We start from the raw sequence: 16390 nt of genomic DNA, 5'->3' as shown, positions 1-16390 counted from the left end.
CCGGTCCGCCGGCACGCTGTCGGAGCGGGCTGGTAGGAAGGGCCGACCGACTGCGAAAGGTTGCCGATGCCCGAGGTACCCGCCCTGGATCTGCTCGCACTGCTGCCGGAGGAGTGGCGGTCCGCCCTCACCCCGCACCTCGATCCGGCCCGCACCGCGGCCTTGGCCGAGTTCGTCGCCCGGGAATACGCCACCGGGACCGTCTTCCCACCCTTGGCGGACCTCTTCTCCGCCTACCGGCTCTGCTCGCCGCAGGCGTGCCGGGTGCTGATTCTCGGGCAGGACCCCTACCACCGGGCCGGGCAGGCGCACGGGCTCAGCTTCAGCGTCCGCGAGGGGGTGAGCGTCCCGCCGTCGCTGCGCAACGTCTTCAAGGAGCTCGGTGAGGACCTCGGGGTGCCGAAGCCGCGCAGCGGCAACCTCGACGGCTGGGCGGCCCAGGGTGTGCTGCTGCTCAACTCGGTGCTGACCGTCCGCCAGGCCACCCCCGGCTCGCACGCCAACGCGGGCTGGGAGGAGTTCACCGACGCCACCATTCGGGCGCTCGACGCGTCGCCGGGCCGGGTGGTCTTCCTGCTCTGGGGCGGCTACGCCCGCAAGAAGGCGGCGCTGGTCACCAACCCGCAGCACGTGGTGCTGGAGGCGGGTCACCCGAGCCCGATGAACCCGCGCGGCTTCCTCGGCAGCCGGCCGTTCAGCGCGGCCAACAAGGCACTCGCCGACGCCGGCCTGCCCACCATCGACTGGGAGAAGTCAGCCGGCTGACCCGGCCCGCCGCCGGCGGTGGCGCCGGAGCAGCTCGGCCGCGCGCGGATCGGTGACCTCCAGGTCGACCAGCGGCACCACCGAATAGCTCCGCTCGCCGTGCCGCACCTCGAAGGCGTGGGGCAGCTCGTCGCACATGCTCGCCCGGATCTCGCCGTGGCGGGTCTGCCAGCGGTGCTCGCCCTGCTCCTCGGGCTCCAGGTGCACGCCGCCGAACTCACCCCACCGGGCGTTCCATCGCTGCCCGTAGGCGGCCTCGAGCCAGCGGGTGAAGCGGGCCGAGTCGCGCCAGCGGATCGCGACCTCCACCGCGTCGACCGGGAGTGGGGCGCCCTGGAGCAGCGCGGCGGTGCCGCCCACGATCACGTGGGGCAGGTCACCGAGGTTGTCCAGCAGCCGGTGCAGGCCCAGCTCGTCGATCCGGTCGGCCAGCGGGCGCGCGGCCAGCTCGGCCAGCGTGGCGTCCACGTGCGCGTCGAGCGGCTCGACCGCCACGGTGAGCTGCACGTCCATCGCGGCGAGCAGCCGCTCCAGCAGCGGCGGGCCCGCCGCCCGGTCGCCGCGCTCGATTCGGGCCACGGTGGCCTGGCTGACGCCGGCCAGGCTCGCCAGCTCGCGCTGGGTGAGTTCGCGCGACTCGCGCTGCTGCCGGACGGTACGGCCGAGGAGGTGAACGAGGCGGGTTGGCATCCCGGCATGGTCGGGCATGTCGCAGTGAGCGCGATACCGCTGAGGCATATTGATGACTCAGCGGTATCAGGCTCGCCGGGACAGGCGGGGGAGCAGCCCGATCGCCGGCGCCGCCCGGATCGGTCGTCGGCCGACGCTGGGTGCGGGCGGCGCTCGGTCGCGGGCGGCGCGCGGTGCGGGCCGGCGCTCGGTCGCGGGCGGCGCGCGGTGCGGGCCGGGTGTTGGTGGGGGGCGGGGCGTCACCGGGCGTGACGGCGGGGGCGGCTAGGCTGGCTTACCGTGCTCGTACTCGTGGTGGACAGCTCGACCCCTGCGGTGACCGCGGCGCTGGTGGAGGTTTCGGCGGACGGTGTGACGTCCCGGGCGCACCGGTGCACGGTCGATGCCCGGGCGCACGGCGAACTGCTCGCGCCCCAGGTCGACGCGGTCCTGGCCGACGCCGACGCCCGCCCGGGCGACCTGGGCGCCATCGTCGCCGGGCTCGGCCCGGGGCCGTTCACCGGGCTGCGGGTGGGCCTGGTCACCGCCGCCACCATGGGTCAGGTGCTCGGCATCCCCACGTACGGCGTCTGCTCGCTGGACGGCATCGGCCACCCGGCGGCGGCCGGCGAGCCGGTGCTGGCCGCCAGCGACGCCCGCCGCAAGGAGCTCTACTGGGCCGTCTACGACGGCGCCGGCCAGCGGATCGTGGGGCCCGAGGTGTCCACGCCGGCGGTGGCCGCCGCGCGCGCCCGTGAGCTGGCGGCGACCGTCGCGGTCGGCGACGGGGCGCACCGTTACGCCGAGGCGCTGGGCCTGCCGGTCCGGGTCGAGCCGCGCTATCCGGACGCCACCGTGCTGGCGCTGCTCGCCGGCGAGCGGATCCGGGCCGGCGCGCCCAGCGAGCGGCTCACCCCGCTCTACCTGCGGCGTCCGGACGCGGTGGCGACGATCGCGCGCAAGCCGGTGCTGCCGTGAGCGCGATCCGCCTGGAGCGGTTCCGGTGGTGGCACATCGACGACGTGCTGCCGATCGAGGCGGACCTCTTCGGCGCCGAGCAGTGGTCGCCGGCGATGTTCTGGAACGAGCTGGCCAACGGGCACCACTACCGGGTCGCCGTCGACGCCGACGGCGCGGTGCTCGGCTACGCCGGGCTCGCCGGCGCCCCGCCGAACGAGGTGTGGGTGCAGAACATCGCGGTCCGCCGCGACGTCCAGCGGCGCGGCGTCGGCCGGGTCCTGCTGGAAGAGCTGCTCGCCGAGGCCACCCGGCGCGGCGCGCGCAGCACCCTGCTTGAGGTCGCCGTGGACAACGCCGCCGCCCAGCGGCTCTACGCGACGTACGGGTTCGAGCCGATCGGGGTGCGGCGCGGCTACTACCAACCGAGCAACACCGACGCGCTGGTCATGCAGCGGGACGAGGACTGATCCCATGGCCGACGAACCGCTCATCCTCGGCATCGAGACCTCGTGCGACGAGACCGGTGTCGGCATCGTCCGCGGGCACACTCTGCTCGCCGACGCGCTCGCCTCCAGCGTCGAGGAGCACGCCCGATTCGGCGGCGTGGTGCCCGAGGTGGCCAGCCGGGCCCACCTGGAGGCGATCGTGCCGACCATGGACCGGGCGCTGACCGAGGCCGGCGTCACCCTCGCCGACATCGACGCGATCGCGGTCACCTCCGGCCCCGGCCTGGCCGGCGCGCTGCTGGTCGGGGTGGCCGCCGCCAAGGGGTACGCGCTCGCCGCCGAGAAGCCGGTCTACGGGGTGAACCACCTGGCCGCGCACGTGGCGGTGGACACCCTGGAGCACGGTCCGCTGCCCGAGCCGGCGATCGCGCTGCTCGTCTCCGGCGGGCACTCGTCGCTGCTGCTCGTCGACGACCTGGCCCGCGGCGTCACCCCGCTCGGCGCCACCATCGACGACGCCGCCGGGGAGGCGTTCGACAAGGTCGCCCGGCTGCTCGGGCTGCCGTTCCCGGGCGGCCCGCCGATCGACCGCGAGGCGCGGGCCGGTGACCCGGCGGCCATCGGCTTCCCACGCGGGCTGACCGCCGCCAAGGACCTCGCCGCGCACCGGTACGACTTCTCGTTCTCGGGCCTGAAGACCGCGGTGGCCCGCTGGGTGGAGGCCCGGCAACGGGCCGGCGACCCGGTGCCGGTCGCGGACGTGGCCGCGTCCTTCCAGGAGGCGGTCTGCGACGTGCTGGTCCGGAAGGCGCTGGACGCCTGCCGCAGCAACGGGATCGAGACGCTGGTCATCGGCGGGGGAGTGGCGGCGAACTCGCGGCTGCGCGCGATGGCCGAGCAGCGGGCCGAGAAGCACGGCATCCGGGTCCGGGTGCCCCGTCCCAAGCTCTGCACCGACAACGGGGCGATGGTGGCCGCGCTCGGCTCGCACCTGGTCGCCGCCGGCGTCGCACCGAGCCGGCTCGACCTGCCGGCGGACTCGGCGCTGCCGCTCACCACGGTCAGCGTGTGACGGGGGCGGCCGACATGATCGTCAGGATGTGGGAGGCGCGCGCGGAGTCGTACGCCGTCGCGGACCTCATCACCTGGGTCTGCGACACCGCGCTGCCCGACTTCGAGCACGACCCGCTGCACGTGTCCACTGAGGTCTACTCCTCCACCGACCACCGGGTCGTGGTCATCTCGAAATGGCGCAACAGCCCGCGGCCGCTACCCGACCCGCCCGCCATGCTGGTCGCCCGGCCGCCCCACTCGTGGGACTTCACGCAGGTCGACCGCTGATCAGATGGCGGTAATTGGTTCGCGCCGGCAACCGTCGGCCGCCTAGCGTCGAAGGGCCATGCGCTTCTCACCGGCCGGGGAACCCGGCGTACCCGATTCCCGGTCGGCGACCCGCTACCTGATCTGGCTGGCGGCCCGGCACAAGCTGCTCTTCAGCGCCGGGCTGCTGCTCGGTGTCACCTGGATGGTGGCCCAGGCGCTGATGCCGGCCGCCGTCGGGCGGGCCGTGGACGGGCTCAGCCGCCGGGACTCCGACGCGCTGGTCACCTGGGGTCTGGTGCTCCTCGGCCTGGGTGTGCTCCAGGCGGTCGCCGGGATCCTGCGCCACCAGTGCGCGGTGCGGAACTGGCTCGCCGCCGCCTACCGGACGGTGCAGCTCACCGTGGCGACCGCGAACCGGCTCGGTGCGGCCCTGCCCCGCCGGGTCGCCACCGGCGAGGTGGTGAGCATCGGCACGTCGGACATCGAACAGATCGGCCACGCGATCGACATCACCGCCCGGGGCACCGGCGCGCTGGTCGCCATCGCGACCGTCGCGGTGATCCTGCTGGACGCCTCGATGCCGCTCGGCCTGGTCGTGGTCCTGGGCGTACCGGTGCTGATGGCGGTGGTCGGGCTGCTGATCCGGCCGCTGCACCGGCAGCAGCACGCGTACCGGGACGCGGAGGGGGCCCTGACCACGCGGGCCGGCGACATCGTCTCCGGGCTGCGGGTGCTGCGGGGCGTCGGCGGCGAACCGGTGCTCTCGGCCCGCTACCGCGACGAGTCGCAGGAGCTGCGTACGCACGGCGTACGGGTGGCCCGGGTCCAGGCACTGCTGGAGGCGGCGCAGGTGCTGCTGCCCGGCGCGTTCCTGGTGCTGGTCACCTGGCTCGGTGCCCGGTTCGCGCTGGCCGGCCAGATCAGCGCCGGGCAGCTCGTCGCCTTCTACGGCTACACGGCGTTCCTGGTCAGCCCGCTGCGGCAGCTCACCGAGGCGGTGGACAAGCTGACCCGTGGGCACGTGGCGGCCCGGCGGGTGGTCCGGCTGCTCCAGCTCACCCCGGAGCTGGTCGACCCGGACCGCTCGGCGACGGTGCCGGACGGCCCGGGTGAGCTGGTCGACGTCGAGTCCGGGGTACGGGTGCCGCCGGGCCGGTTCACCGCGCTGGCCGCCACCGCGCCCGAGGACGCCGTCGCGATCGTCGACCGGCTCGGCCGGTACACCGACTCGGACGCGACGCTGCACGGCGTACCGCTGCGGGAGCTGGCGCTGGCGACGGTGCGGGAGCGGATCCTGGTGGCCGACAACGACGCGCGGCTCTTCACCGGACAGCTCCGCACGGAGCTGGACCCGCACGGCGCGGCCGACGACGCGGCGCTCGACGAGGCGCTGGGGGCGGCGAGCGCCACCGACATCGTCGACGCGCTGCCGGACGGGCTGGACAGCCCCGTCGCCGAGCGCGGTCGGGAGTTCTCCGGCGGGCAGCAGCAGCGGCTGCGGCTGGCCCGGGCGCTGGTCGCCGACCCGGAGACCCTGCTGCTCGTCGAGCCCACCAGCGCGGTCGACGCGCACACCGAGGCCCGGATCGCGGCGCGGCTCGGCGCCGCCCGCGACGGTCGCACCACCCTGGTCTGCACCACCAGCCCGCTGCTGCTCGGGCACGCCGACCAGGTGATCTTCGTGGAGGACGGCAAGGTGGTCGCCGAGGGCAGCCACGCCGTCCTGCACGACACCGAGCCGCGCTACCGGAGCACGGTCAGCCGAGGGGAGGACTGATGGCCGTCGCGCTGCCGGTCGCCGACGCGGCGCAGGTGCGCCGCTACGCGCGTACGCTGATCCGCCGCCATCCGCGTGCCCTCGCCGCCGCGCTCGGCCTGCACGCGTTGGGCGCGGCGGCCGGCCTGGTCGCCCCGCGCCTGCTCGGCGACCTCGTCGAGGGCATCTCCCGGGGCACGTCCCGGGTGACGGTGGACCGGATCGCCCTGCTGATCGCCGGTTTCGTGCTGGTGCAGGCGGTGCTGGTGCGGTTCGCCCACCTGGCGTCGGCGCGGCTCGGTGAGCGGGTGCTCGCCGAGCTGCGCGAGGAGTTCGTCGACCGGGTGCTCGCCCTGCCGCTGGCCACTGTGGAGCGGGCCGGCACCGGGGATCTGCTCACCCGCACCTCCCGGGACGTCTCGGCGCTGTCCCGGACGGTCCGCCTCGCGGTGCCCGAGACGCTGATCGCGGTCGTCACCGCCGGCTTCATCATCGGCGCGTTGCTCCTGGTCGGCCCGCTGCTCGCGGTGCCCTGCCTGATCGCGGTGCCGGTGCTCTGGGCCGGCACCCGCTGGTACCTGCGCCGCGCGCCCGCCGGGTACCTGCGGGAGAACGCGGCCTACTCGGACATCACCGACGGGATCAGCGAGGCCGTCGAGGGGTCGCGGACCACCGAGGCGCTGCGCCAGCAGGCGCGCCGCCGGGCCCGCACCGACGCCGACATCCGCCGGTCGTACGCCGCCGAGCGCTACACGCTCTATCTGCGGACCATCTTCTTTCCGGTGGCCGAGATCGGCTATGTGGTGCCGGTGGTGGCGACCCTGATCATCGGTGGCTGGTTCTACCTGAAGGGCTGGGTGAGCCTCGGCCAGGTCACCGCCGCCACGCTCTACGTGCAGCAGCTCGTCGACCCGGTGGACCGGCTGCTCTCCTGGCTGGACGAGTTGCAGGTCGGCGGCGCCTCGATGGCCCGCCTCCTCGGCGTGGCCGAACCCGGCGCCGCCGCCGCGCCGGCTGCCGCTCCCGCCCCGGCGGCTCCTGCCCCGCCGGCCGCCGCCGTTGTCGACGCTGACCGCGGATCGGGCGACCGGGAGCGGCAGCTGGTCGCCCGGGACGTCCGCTACGCCTACCGGGCGGGTCGCGACGTGCTGCACGGGGTGACCCTGGCGCCCGAGCCGGGGGAGAAGCTGGCCATGGTCGGCCCGTCGGGCGCCGGCAAGTCGACGCTCGGCCGGCTGCTCGCCGGGGTGCACGCGCCGGGCAGCGGCTCGGTCACCGTGGCCGGTCGCCGGCTCGACACGCTGGCTCTGGCCGAGCTGCGTTCGCACGTCGCCCTGGTCACCCAGGAACACCACGTCTTCATCGGTACGCTCCGCGAGAACGTCGCCATGGTCCGGCCCGCCGCGACCGAGGCGGACGTCCGGGCGGCGCTGGCCGCGGTGGCGGCCCTGGACTGGGCGGACGCGCTGCCGAACGGGCTGGACACGATGGTCGGCTCCGGCGGGTACCCGCTCAGCCCGGCGCAGGCCCAGCAGCTCGCGCTGGCCCGGCTGGTGCTGGCCGACCCGCACACCCTGGTGCTGGACGAGGCCACCTCGCTGATCGACCCGCGTGCCGCCCGGGCGCTGGAGCGGTCCCTCGCGGCCGTGCTCGAAGGGCGGACGGTGATCGCCATCGCGCACCGGCTCTTCTCGGCTCACGACGCGGACCGGGTGGCGGTGGTCGAGGACGGCCGGATCACCGAGCTGGGCTCGCACGACGAGCTGGTCGCCGCCGACGGCTCCTACGCCGCCCTCTGGCGCTCCTGGCACGGCCCCACCCCCACCCCGCGTTGATCATGAAGTTATTGCCGCGACACGCCGTGCTGTCGGGCAATAACTTCATGATCAACAGGGCTGTCCGGGGGTGGGATCAGGTGCGGCGCAGGAGGCGGTAGGTGGCCAGGCCGCCGGTGCCGAGGGCGGCGAGGAAGACCAGCCAGACCACCGTGCTGCTGACCCCGACCCCGGGGCCGGTGTTCGCGGAGGCGGCCGCGAGCAGCCCGTCCTTGCCGGGCGCGGGGAGGGCCGCCGGCGGCAGCTCGGGCCAGCGGACCAGGCCGGTGCTCTCCAGCATCTGCATGTGGTGCATCACGAACCGGTTGGCGTCGTCGCAGAGCTTGCGCACGGTGGCGTCCCGAGTGCTGGCCCGGACCGCGCCGATCACCGGGAAGATCTTGCCGTGAGCGACCCGGAGCCGGGTGACGAAGATCTGGTCGAACCGGGCGCCGGAGGCGTTCTGCATCTCCGACAGCCAGCCCTTCTGCTCGGCGGTCGGCTCGGAAGGGATGGTCGCGCCCAGCTTGTTGGCCGCGTCGACCACGAGCTGGTCCAGCTCCTGGTGCTCGCCGGCGATGCCCGCCCCGATCTCCCGGACCTTGGCGGACTGGCCCTTCTCGGCGGCCATCTGGCCGGCGGGCATCTCCCAGAGCCCGGCCAACCGCACCCCGTTGAGCAGCGTCATGTCGGCGGCGTTGAGCTGTTGCCCGCCGGCGGGCGCGGCGACGGCCACGCCGGGCAGCACACCGAGCCCGGCCACGATCGCGACGAGCAGCACCGCCGCGCGGTGAACCCGATGTCCCGACCGGCGACGGGCGGATCTGAGCGGTGCCATGTCTGCGGTGCCTCCTCGGTCCGGACCGAACACGTTGACCGGGCGGCCACCCCGCGGGCCGCCCGTCCGCCCACTGGTACGGACTGATCGCGCGATCAGTTCATCGAATGCCGCCCCAATCCTCTGGTCGTCGACGCTTGCAAAGGATTCTTTGCAAAGATAGCTTTGCGAGCGTGTCCGCCGACGAGATCCGCCCCGATCCGACCGCCCTGCGCGGCCTCGCCCACCCGCTGCGGGTACGCCTGCTCGACCTGCTGCGCGAGCACGGCCCGGCGACCGCCACCGGCCTCGCGACCCGGCTCGGCCAGTCCACCGGGGCCACCAGCTACCACCTGCGTCAACTCGCCCGCTACGGGTTCGTGGTCGACGAGCCCGGGCGGGCGGTGGGTCGGGAGCGCTGGTGGCGCGCCGCGCACCGGAACACCGTGCTGGACGGCGTGGTCGGGCACGCCGCCCCGGCGGCGGCCGAGACCTACCTGCGCGCCGTCGCCGCGATGTACGCCGACCGGATCGACCGGTGGCTCGGCGAACTGCCCGCCCTGCCCAGCCAGTGGTCCGGAGCGCCGACGCTGAGCGACTGGCGGCTCCGGCTGACCCCCGCCGAGGCGACCGAGCTGCACGGCCGGATCGGTGCCCTGCTCGACGCGTACCGGCGGGACGAGCCGGGGGTCGACGCCCCACCCGACGCGGCGACGGTGGTGGTGCAGGCGCAGCTGATGCCGTTCCTCGGCGTACCACCGGCCGCGGCAGCCGACGACCCACCGGCGGAGGAGACGCTCCGACCCGTGCCGTCCGACGACGCGGGGGCGGTGGGCCGACCCGAGGGGCGACGATGACCGGCCGGCGTCCGCTGGTCGGGCTGCTCACCGCCGAGTTCGTGTCGCTGCTCGGCTCGCGGATGAGCATGGTGGCGCTGCCCTGGTTCACCCTGGTCACCACCGGCAGCGCCGGCCGCACCGGGCTGGTGGCGTTCGTCGAGATGCTGCCGTACGTGCTGGCCTGCGGCCTGGGCGGCCCGCTGCTGGACCGGGTCGGTGCGCGCCGGGCGAGCATCGTCGCCGACCTGGCCAGTGGGCTGGCGCTGGTCGCCGTGCCGCTGCTGCACGTGCTGGACCGGCTCGATTTCGGCACGCTGCTGCTGCTGATCGGCGCGGTCGGGCTGCTCCGCGGCTTCGGGGACACCGCCAAGCGGGTGCTCTTTCCGGACACGGTGGCCGGCTCCGGTATGGACCTGACCCGCGCCACCGCCCTGCACGACGGGCTGGGCCGGCTGGCCACCCTGCTCGGCGCCGCGCTGGCCGGCGTGCTGATCGCCACCCTCGACGCCGCGCTGGTGCTGGCGCTGGACGCGGCGAGCTTCCTGGCCGCCGCCGCGCTGGTGACGGCCACCGTCCGCCGCCGACCCCCGGCCGCTGCCAGCCAGGCCTTCACCACGGGGATCTCCGCTCCGGCACAGGCCGGTCAGCCCGGCCAGCAGCCCGCGCGGACCGGCTACCTGCGCTCGCTCGCGGCCGGGCTGCGCTTTCTGCGCCAGGACCGGCTGATGGGCGCGATCACCCTGCTGCTCTTCGCCACCAACCTGGCCGACGCCGCGTACTTCTCGGTGCTGGCGCCGGTGTGGGCCCACGAGGCGACCGGAGGGCCGGCGGCGCTCGGCGTGCTCTCCGGGGTGTTCGCGGTCGGCGCGGTGCTCGGCAACGTGGTCTTCACCGCGCTGGCGCCGCGGGTGCCCCGCTTCGCCGGGTTCGCGGTCGGCCTGCTGCTCGCCGGTGCGCCGCGCTTCCTGGTCCTGGCGGTCACCGACCGGCTCTGGGCGGTCTACCTGGTCTCCTTCGTGGCCGGCCTGGCGATCGCCGCGGTCAACCCGATCCTCGGCGCGGTGGTCTACGAGCGGGTGCCGGAGCCGTTGCGGGCCCGGGTCCTCGGCCCGGCGCACGCCATCTCCTGGGCGGGCATCCCGCTCGGCGGACTGCTCGCCGGCCAGGCGGCCGACCAGGCCGGGCTGCCGATCGCCTGCCTGCTCTTCGGCGGGGCCTACCTGTTGGTGACGCTGACCCCGTTCACCGGCCGGACCTGGCGGCAGCTGGACCGCCGGTCAGCGGCTGACGGCCATGAACACGAAGAGCAGGAGCAGGGTGAGCGCGGCGACCGCGAAGAGGATCAGCAACTCCCGGCGTCCGTGCCCGGTGGCCGGGCCGGTGGCGGGCGCGCCGGCCGGGCCGGGTAGGTCGCGGGTCAGCGCGGCGAGGTCGCCGAGCGTCCGAGCGGTCCAGACGGCGCCCACCCGCTCGGAGAACTCGTCCAGGGTGAGCCGTCCAGCGGCGGTGTGCCCCTGAAGCTCGGTCACGACCCGATGCCGGTCGTCGTCGGAGGCGCGCAGCTCGACGTCCACGTCGGACAGGGTACGCAGCGCAGCGCCCCGGCGGGCTCCGCCGGTCGGCCGGTGCGGGTGACAGGGACACCGGTCGGGTGCTCCGGACGCCGCCCGGTGAGCGGCCGATCGCCCTCCCGCTGCCGGGTCACTCAGCCGACGTCCAGCGGATCGGCGAGGAGGCGCTCGAAGGCCAGTTCGGCGGCGCCGATCAGGGCGGCGTCGTCGCCGAGCTTCGGGGTACGCAGCCGGACGTGCTCCAGGCAGGCGGGCAGCGCGTTGGCGTTGAGCCGGCTGCGCATCTGGGCCGCCGCGGCGAGGTAGAGATCCCGCATGGTGCCGCCGAAGATGACCATCTCCGGGTTGAAGATGTTGACCAGGTTGGCCACGCCGAAGCCGAGCCAGTCGCCGGCCTGGCGTACCGCCGCGCTGGCCCGGGCGTCCCCGCGGTCCGCGGCGTCGAAGAGGGCCAGCAGCGACTCGCGGCCCCGGGCGTCCGAGCGGCCGGCGTTGCGGAGCAGCCCGTGCTCGCCGATCTCGGTCTCCCAGCAGCCCCGGGAGCCGCATTCGCAGGGCTCGCCGCCCCTGACCACCTTCATGTGGCCGACCTCGCCGCCGTACCCGCCGTGCCCGGTCAGCCGGCGTCCGCCGGCGATGATGCCGGCCCCGACGCCGACGTCCCCGTACAGGTAGATGACGTTGTCGCAGCCGGCGGCGGCCCCGCGGGCGTACTCGGCGAACGCGGCCACGTCGGCCACGTTTCCCACCGTGATCGGTGCGTCGATGCCCAGCTCGGCGCCGAGCGCCGCGCCGATCGGTTCGTCCACCCAGCCGGTGGTCGGGGCGAGCCGGATCAGGCCGTCGTCCCGGCGGACCATGCCGCAGACCGCCACCCCGGTGCCCACGCAGATCGACCCGGCGGGCACCGACTGCTGCATCTCCTTGGCCGCGCCGGCCAGCAGCGGCGCGGCGTCCGTGGCGACCAGACCCCGGGGCCGGTCCAGCTCCCGGCGGTCGAGCACCGCGCCACCGAGGCCGACCCGCGCGGCCCGCAGCCGGTCCACCTCGATGCTGTACGCGTACGCGTAGATCCGGGCCGACTCGGGCCGGACGACCAGTGAGGGTCGCCCGGCCCGGCCGGTCTCCTTCGGCGTTCCCTCGCTGACCAACCCGGCGCCGGCCAGGTCGGCGGTCAGCGCGCCGATGGTGCTGCGGTTCAGTCCGAGTGCGGTGGTCAGCTCCGCCCGGGTGGTGGCCCCGTGCACGTGCACGTGACGCAGCAGCGCACCGAGATTCTGTCGACGGATATCGTCCTGACTCGGTCCCACGCGCATGGTGTTGTTCCGGTGCTGCGGCGGTCAGCGGGCGCCGGTCGTCACCGACCGGCGGCGGGAGAAGGCGTCCACGGTCGCGGCAAGGAGCAGCACGACACCGGTGAGGACGTACTTGACGCCGGAGCTGTACCCCATCAGACCCATGCCGTTGTCGATGACGGCGATCACCGCGCCACCGAGCACCGCGTCGAGGACCCGACCCTTGCCGCCGAAGAGGCTGGTGCCACCGATGACCGCCGCGCCGACCGCGTAGAGCAGGACGCTGCTGCCGCCGGTGTTCGGGTCCACCGAGTTGGCCCGGCTGGCCGCCACGATGCCGCCGACCGCCGCCATCGTGGAGCAGATCACGAAGACCGAGATGCGGATCCGGTCGACGTCGATACCGGCCCGGCGGGCGGCCTCCTTGTTGCCGCCGACCGCGTAGACGTGCCGGCCGTAGCTGGTGCGCTGGAGCACGAAGGTCCAGACGACGAGCAGCAGCGCGATGATCGGCACCACGATCGGCACGCCCTTGAGCGACGTGATCAGGACGTTGCGGCTGCGCTCCAGGTTGAGGATGAAGACGGCCAGTCCGAGGATCAGGGCCAGGCCACCGATCCGGGCGAGCACCACCGCGAGCGGGTCGGTGAGCAGCCCACGGGCCGCCCGGTTGCGGTGCCGGAGCAACTGCACGGCGGCGTAGCCGACGACCGCCACCAGAACGAGGATCCAGCCGAGCAGCGGGGGAAGGTTGCGGTTCGAGATGGCCACCAGCGTCTCGTCGCGGACGGAGATGTTGCTGCCCTCCTTCATGAGCATCAGCGCGATGCCCTGGAAGGCGAGGAAGCCGGCGAGGGTGACCACGAAGGACGGGATGCCGATCTTGGCGACCAGGAAGCCGAGGGTGGCGCCGATGACCACGCCGGTGCAGATCGCGGCGAGCGCCGCCACGTACCAGGGGTAGCCGAGCACGGTCACCACGTTGGCCAGCACGGCCGCGCAGACGCCGCTGGCGTAGCCGGCGGAGAGGTCGATCTCGCCGAGCAGCAGGACGAAGACCAGCCCCATCGCGATCAGCGTGATCGCCGCCCCCTGGGTGAAGAGGTTGGCGAAGTTGCCCGCGGTGAGGAACTGCGGCCGCGCGATCGAGAAGACCGTGCAGAGCACGAGCAGCCCGAGCACGGCCGGCAGAGCGCCGATGTCGCCGCCGCGTACCCGGCTCCAGTAGTTGCGCGCGTGGCCGCCGACGGTCGGCGCCGGTGTGACGGCCGCCGGCCCTTCCTGCTGCACGACGGTCGTGGTCATCGGGTGCCTCCTGTGCTCGATTCGGCCCGCTGCGCGCCGTTGCCGTTGCCGCCCACGGAGGCCGGATCCGCGGCGAGACCGAGGTTGCCGGAGCGGCCGGCGGTGATCAGCTCGACCACCTGCGAATGGGTGATGTCGGTGGTCTTGACCTGGGCGACCATCTGGCCGAGGTAGAGCGCGGCGATCCGGTCGGAGACGGCGAAGACGTCGTTCATGTTGTGCGAGATGAGCACGACGGCCAGGCCGTTGTCGGCGAGCCGGCGGACCAGTTCGAGGACCTGCGCGGTCTGCGCCACGCCGAGCGCGGCGGTCGGCTCGTCCAGGATGACCAGCCGGCTGTTCCAGAGCACCGCCTTGGCGATCGCCACCGTCTGGCGTTGGCCGCCGGAGAGGCTGGAGACGTGCTGCCGCAGCGACTTCACGGTGCGCACGGAGAGGCCGGCCAGCGTCTCCGCGGCCATCTGCTCCATGGTCGGCTCGTCGAGGACGATGCCGCTGCGCTTCTCCCGACCGAGGAACATGTTCTGCACGATGTCGAGGTTGTCGCAGAGGGCGAGGTCCTGGTAGACGACCTCGATGCCGAGCGCGGCCGCGTCCCGGGGGCTGTTGATGCTCACCGGCTGGCCGTCGAAGAGGAACTCGCCGGCGTCGGTCGGGTAGATGCCGCTGATGCACTTGACCAGGGTCGACTTGCCGGCGCCGTTGTCGCCGACCAGCGCGGTCACCTCGCCAGGGTGTGCGGTGAGGGCGACGTCGCGGAGGACCTGGACGGGACCGAAGCTCTTGTCGATCCCGCGTAGCTCCAGCAGTGGTGTTGCTGACACGGGGTGTCTCCTTTGGATGGAGGGGATCTCGGAGCCCGTCCGGCGAGTGCCGCCCGGCACGGGAGGGGTAACTCCCGTGCCGGGCGGCGGGCTGCGCCTCGGCGGGTGCGGCGTCAGCTCAGCTGATGCCGGCCTCGGTGCAGAGCTTGGCGAAGGCGCCGGTGCAGACCTCTTCCTTGGTGACGAAGCCGTCCGCGATGACGTCCTTGACGTTCTCCTTGTAGATCGCCTTCGGGGTCAGCAGCACCGACGCGACGTCCCGGCCGCCCTCCGGGTCCTTGACCGTCTGGCCGGTGTCCTTCTTCTCACCCTTGGCGAGCGCGATGGCCAGGTCCGAGGCGGCCTTCGCCTCCTCCTTGATCGCCTTGTAGACGGTCATGCACTGGTCGCCGGCGAGGATGTTCTGCAGGCCCTCGGTGGTGGCGTCCTGGCCGGTGACCGGGACCTTCCCGTTGAGCTTGTTCTTCTTCAGGATGGAGATGGCCGCGTTGCCGAGGCCGTCGTTCGCGGCGAGCACGCCGTCGATCTTGCCGCTGGCCTTGGTGAGCTGCTGCTCGAAGATCGTGGCGGCCTGCGCGTTGTCCCACTCCGGCACGGAGTCGTCCGCGACCTGGGTGTACTCCTTGGCGTCGAACTTCGGCTTGAGCACCGAGTCGTACCCGTTCTTGAACAGGGTCGCGTTGTTGTCGGTCGGAGAGCCGTTGAGATACGCGATCGACGGGTTCTTGGCGCCCTTGTCGGTGAGGCACTTGACGAGGCCCTCGCCCTGCAGCTTGCCGACGGCCTCGTTGTCGAAGCTGACGTAGTACTCGGCCGAGCCGCCGAGGGTCAGCCGGTCGTAGTCGATGGTCGCGACACCCTGGGACTTCGCCTTGTCCAGCACGGCCTTGCCGGTGCCGGAGTCCAGGTTGACGATCATCAGGGCGGTGACACCGTTGGTGATCATCTGGTCGGCGATGGTCTGGAACTGGGTCTTGTCGCCCTGGGCGTTCTGGATGTCGTACTGGACACCGGCGGCCTTGAAGGCCTCCTCCAGGAACTTGCGGTCCGCGCCCTCCCAGCGGGCGGAGGACTTGCTGTCCGGCAGGATCACGCCGATCTTGGGGGTCTTGTCGGAGCCGGCCTGGTCGTTACCACCGGAGTCGCCGCCGCAGGCGGCCATGCTGCCGGTGGCCAGGAGGCCCACGGCGGCGAAGGTGAGGAGCCCCTTACGCATGTGCAGGGTCCTTTCGGGGTGGGGGAAGGTGTTTCTTTTGTTGTGCCCGGCAACGTATTCCGGTGCGTGGTTGGGGCACAAGAGTGCCGGGGCGGCGACTTTTGTTGGTGGCGGTAACAATTCAGCAACGCGCTCGTCACTCCCAGGTCACCTCACGAGAAAACGCTCTCCAGTGACCACTGTGGCCACGTAGGAAAGCGCCATTCACACGCGTGATGGCGTGTGATGACAGGCGCTACGGGCCTACGTGGCGAAGGGGTCGCACCAAGCTCCACAGTGGAGGATGGTCGGTGCGGCAGGAGGGTCAGCGGGCGGCGAGCGGGGCGGTCTGCGCGCCGGTCAGCGTGACCAGGTCGGTCGGGGCGAGTTCGAGCTGGAGACCGCGCCGGCCGGCCGAGACGTAGATGGTCGGGAAGTCCAGCGCCGAGGCGTCCAGCACGGTGGGCAGCCGCTTGCGCTGCCCGAGCGGGCTGATCCCGCCCCGCACGTAGCCGGTCGTCCGCTCGGCGACCACCCGGTCCGCGAGCGCGGCCCGCTTGCCGCCGACGGCAGCGGCCAGCGCCTTGAGGTCGAGTTCCCCGGTGACCGGCACGACCGCCACGGTGAGCCCGCCGTCGACCTCGGTGACCAGCGACTTGAACACCCGCTCCGGCGGTACGCCGAGCGCCGCCGCGACCAGCGCGCCGTAGTTCGGCGCGTCCGGGCTCACGTCGTACGGATGGGTGCTGTGCGCGATCTTCCGCTTCGTCAGCAGTGCCGTCGCCGGCGTGCCCTGTCCCGCCACGGTCGA

16 protein-coding genes and 1 pseudogene are annotated in these 16390 nt (G+C 73.4%); 9 read left to right on the top strand and 8 right to left on the bottom strand.

Annotation, left to right across the window (positions count from 1 at the left end):
- Nucleotides 1-66: 66 nt before the first annotated feature.
- Nucleotides 67-765 carry a uracil-DNA glycosylase gene (gene ung / locus ACIP9D_RS16135; protein WP_350871321.1) on the top strand — a complete coding sequence of 233 codons (699 nt, stop codon included), beginning with the start codon at nucleotides 67-69 and terminating at the stop codon, nucleotides 763-765.
- On the opposite strand, the gene ACIP9D_RS16130 is transcribed toward ung, so the two are convergent.
- On the bottom strand, nucleotides 754-1455 hold the full coding sequence (locus ACIP9D_RS16130; RefSeq protein ID WP_350871323.1) for a helix-turn-helix transcriptional regulator: 702 nt from the start codon (nucleotides 1453-1455) through the stop codon (nucleotides 754-756). The genes ung and ACIP9D_RS16130 overlap by 12 nt on opposite strands.
- A gap of 279 nt (nucleotides 1456-1734) precedes the next feature.
- Here ACIP9D_RS16130 and tsaB point away from each other — a divergent pair, with 279 nt between their 5' ends.
- The 6 genes from tsaB to ACIP9D_RS16100 are packed head-to-tail and all read left to right on the top strand — an operon-like array spanning nucleotide 1735 to nucleotide 7754.
- Complete coding sequence (tsaB, locus tag ACIP9D_RS16125) at nucleotides 1735-2412, top strand: tRNA (adenosine(37)-N6)-threonylcarbamoyltransferase complex dimerization subunit type 1 TsaB (RefSeq protein ID WP_350871325.1); 678 nt, start codon at nucleotides 1735-1737, stop codon at nucleotides 2410-2412.
- Complete coding sequence (rimI, locus tag ACIP9D_RS16120; protein WP_350871326.1) at nucleotides 2409-2861, top strand: ribosomal protein S18-alanine N-acetyltransferase; 453 nt, start codon at nucleotides 2409-2411, stop codon at nucleotides 2859-2861. Before tsaB ends, rimI begins: the two co-directional genes overlap by 4 nt.
- Nucleotides 2862-2865: 4 nt before the next feature.
- The gene (tsaD, locus tag ACIP9D_RS16115; protein ID WP_350871328.1) at nucleotides 2866-3912 is read left to right on the top strand and encodes a tRNA (adenosine(37)-N6)-threonylcarbamoyltransferase complex transferase subunit TsaD; all 1047 of its coding nucleotides are present in this window, start codon (nucleotides 2866-2868) and stop codon (nucleotides 3910-3912) included.
- A 14-nt stretch (nucleotides 3913-3926) separates the two neighbouring features.
- A complete protein-coding gene (locus ACIP9D_RS16110) occupies nucleotides 3927-4181 on the top strand; it encodes a hypothetical protein (RefSeq protein WP_350871330.1) in 255 nt (84 codons plus the stop codon).
- 58 nt (nucleotides 4182-4239) lie between these two features.
- On the top strand, nucleotides 4240-5940 hold the full coding sequence (locus ACIP9D_RS16105) for an ABC transporter ATP-binding protein (protein WP_350871332.1): 1701 nt from the start codon (nucleotides 4240-4242) through the stop codon (nucleotides 5938-5940).
- Nucleotides 5940-7754, top strand: coding sequence for an ABC transporter ATP-binding protein (locus tag ACIP9D_RS16100; protein WP_350871334.1), 1815 nt, complete (start codon nucleotides 5940-5942; stop codon nucleotides 7752-7754). The genes ACIP9D_RS16105 and ACIP9D_RS16100 overlap by 1 nt, the downstream gene beginning before the upstream one ends.
- A 76-nt stretch (nucleotides 7755-7830) precedes the next feature.
- On the opposite strand, the gene ACIP9D_RS16095 is transcribed toward ACIP9D_RS16100, so the two are convergent.
- A complete protein-coding gene (locus tag ACIP9D_RS16095; protein WP_350871336.1) occupies nucleotides 7831-8571 on the bottom strand; it encodes a DUF4142 domain-containing protein in 741 nt (246 codons plus the stop codon).
- Nucleotides 8572-8744: 173 nt separating this feature from the next.
- Between ACIP9D_RS16095 and ACIP9D_RS16090 the strand changes: the two genes are divergently transcribed.
- Nucleotides 8745-9407 (top strand): winged helix-turn-helix domain-containing protein, encoded by a 663-nt coding sequence (locus ACIP9D_RS16090; RefSeq protein WP_350871338.1) that lies wholly within the window; start codon nucleotides 8745-8747, stop codon nucleotides 9405-9407.
- A pseudogene (locus tag ACIP9D_RS16085) lies at nucleotides 9404-10618 on the top strand (MFS transporter); the annotation flags it as partial. The gene ACIP9D_RS16090 and the pseudogene ACIP9D_RS16085, both read left to right, overlap by 4 nt.
- Before the next feature lie 48 nt (nucleotides 10619-10666).
- On the opposite strand, the gene ACIP9D_RS16080 reads toward ACIP9D_RS16085, so the two are convergent.
- The 6 genes from ACIP9D_RS16080 to ybaK form a co-directional block, all read right to left on the bottom strand.
- A complete protein-coding gene (locus ACIP9D_RS16080) occupies nucleotides 10667-10963 on the bottom strand; it encodes a DUF1707 domain-containing protein (protein ID WP_350871339.1) in 297 nt (98 codons plus the stop codon).
- A gap of 131 nt (nucleotides 10964-11094) precedes the next feature.
- The gene (locus ACIP9D_RS16075) at nucleotides 11095-12276 is read right to left on the bottom strand and encodes an ROK family protein (RefSeq protein WP_350871342.1); all 1182 of its coding nucleotides are present in this window, start codon (nucleotides 12274-12276) and stop codon (nucleotides 11095-11097) included.
- A 24-nt stretch (nucleotides 12277-12300) separates the two neighbouring features.
- Nucleotides 12301-13560, bottom strand: coding sequence for an ABC transporter permease subunit (locus ACIP9D_RS16070; RefSeq protein WP_350871345.1), 1260 nt, complete (start codon nucleotides 13558-13560; stop codon nucleotides 12301-12303).
- Nucleotides 13557-14384, bottom strand: coding sequence for an ATP-binding cassette domain-containing protein (locus tag ACIP9D_RS16065; protein WP_350871348.1), 828 nt, complete (start codon nucleotides 14382-14384; stop codon nucleotides 13557-13559). Before ACIP9D_RS16065 ends, ACIP9D_RS16070 begins: the two co-directional genes overlap by 4 nt.
- Nucleotides 14385-14502: 118 nt before the next feature.
- Nucleotides 14503-15600 carry a sugar ABC transporter substrate-binding protein gene (locus ACIP9D_RS16060; protein WP_350871350.1) on the bottom strand — a complete coding sequence of 366 codons (1098 nt, stop codon included), beginning with the start codon at nucleotides 15598-15600 and terminating at the stop codon, nucleotides 14503-14505.
- A gap of 304 nt (nucleotides 15601-15904) precedes the next feature.
- Nucleotides 15905-16384 carry a Cys-tRNA(Pro) deacylase gene (gene ybaK, locus ACIP9D_RS16055; protein ID WP_350871353.1) on the bottom strand — a complete coding sequence of 160 codons (480 nt, stop codon included), beginning with the start codon at nucleotides 16382-16384 and terminating at the stop codon, nucleotides 15905-15907.
- Nucleotides 16385-16390: the final 6 nt, after the last annotated feature.

Origin of the sequence: Micromonospora sp. NPDC093243 (assembly GCF_044753725.1) — a bacterium.
Taxonomy (GTDB): domain Bacteria; phylum Actinomycetota; class Actinomycetes; order Mycobacteriales; family Micromonosporaceae; genus Micromonospora.
This window is presented reverse-complemented; position numbering and strand designations above follow the sequence as displayed.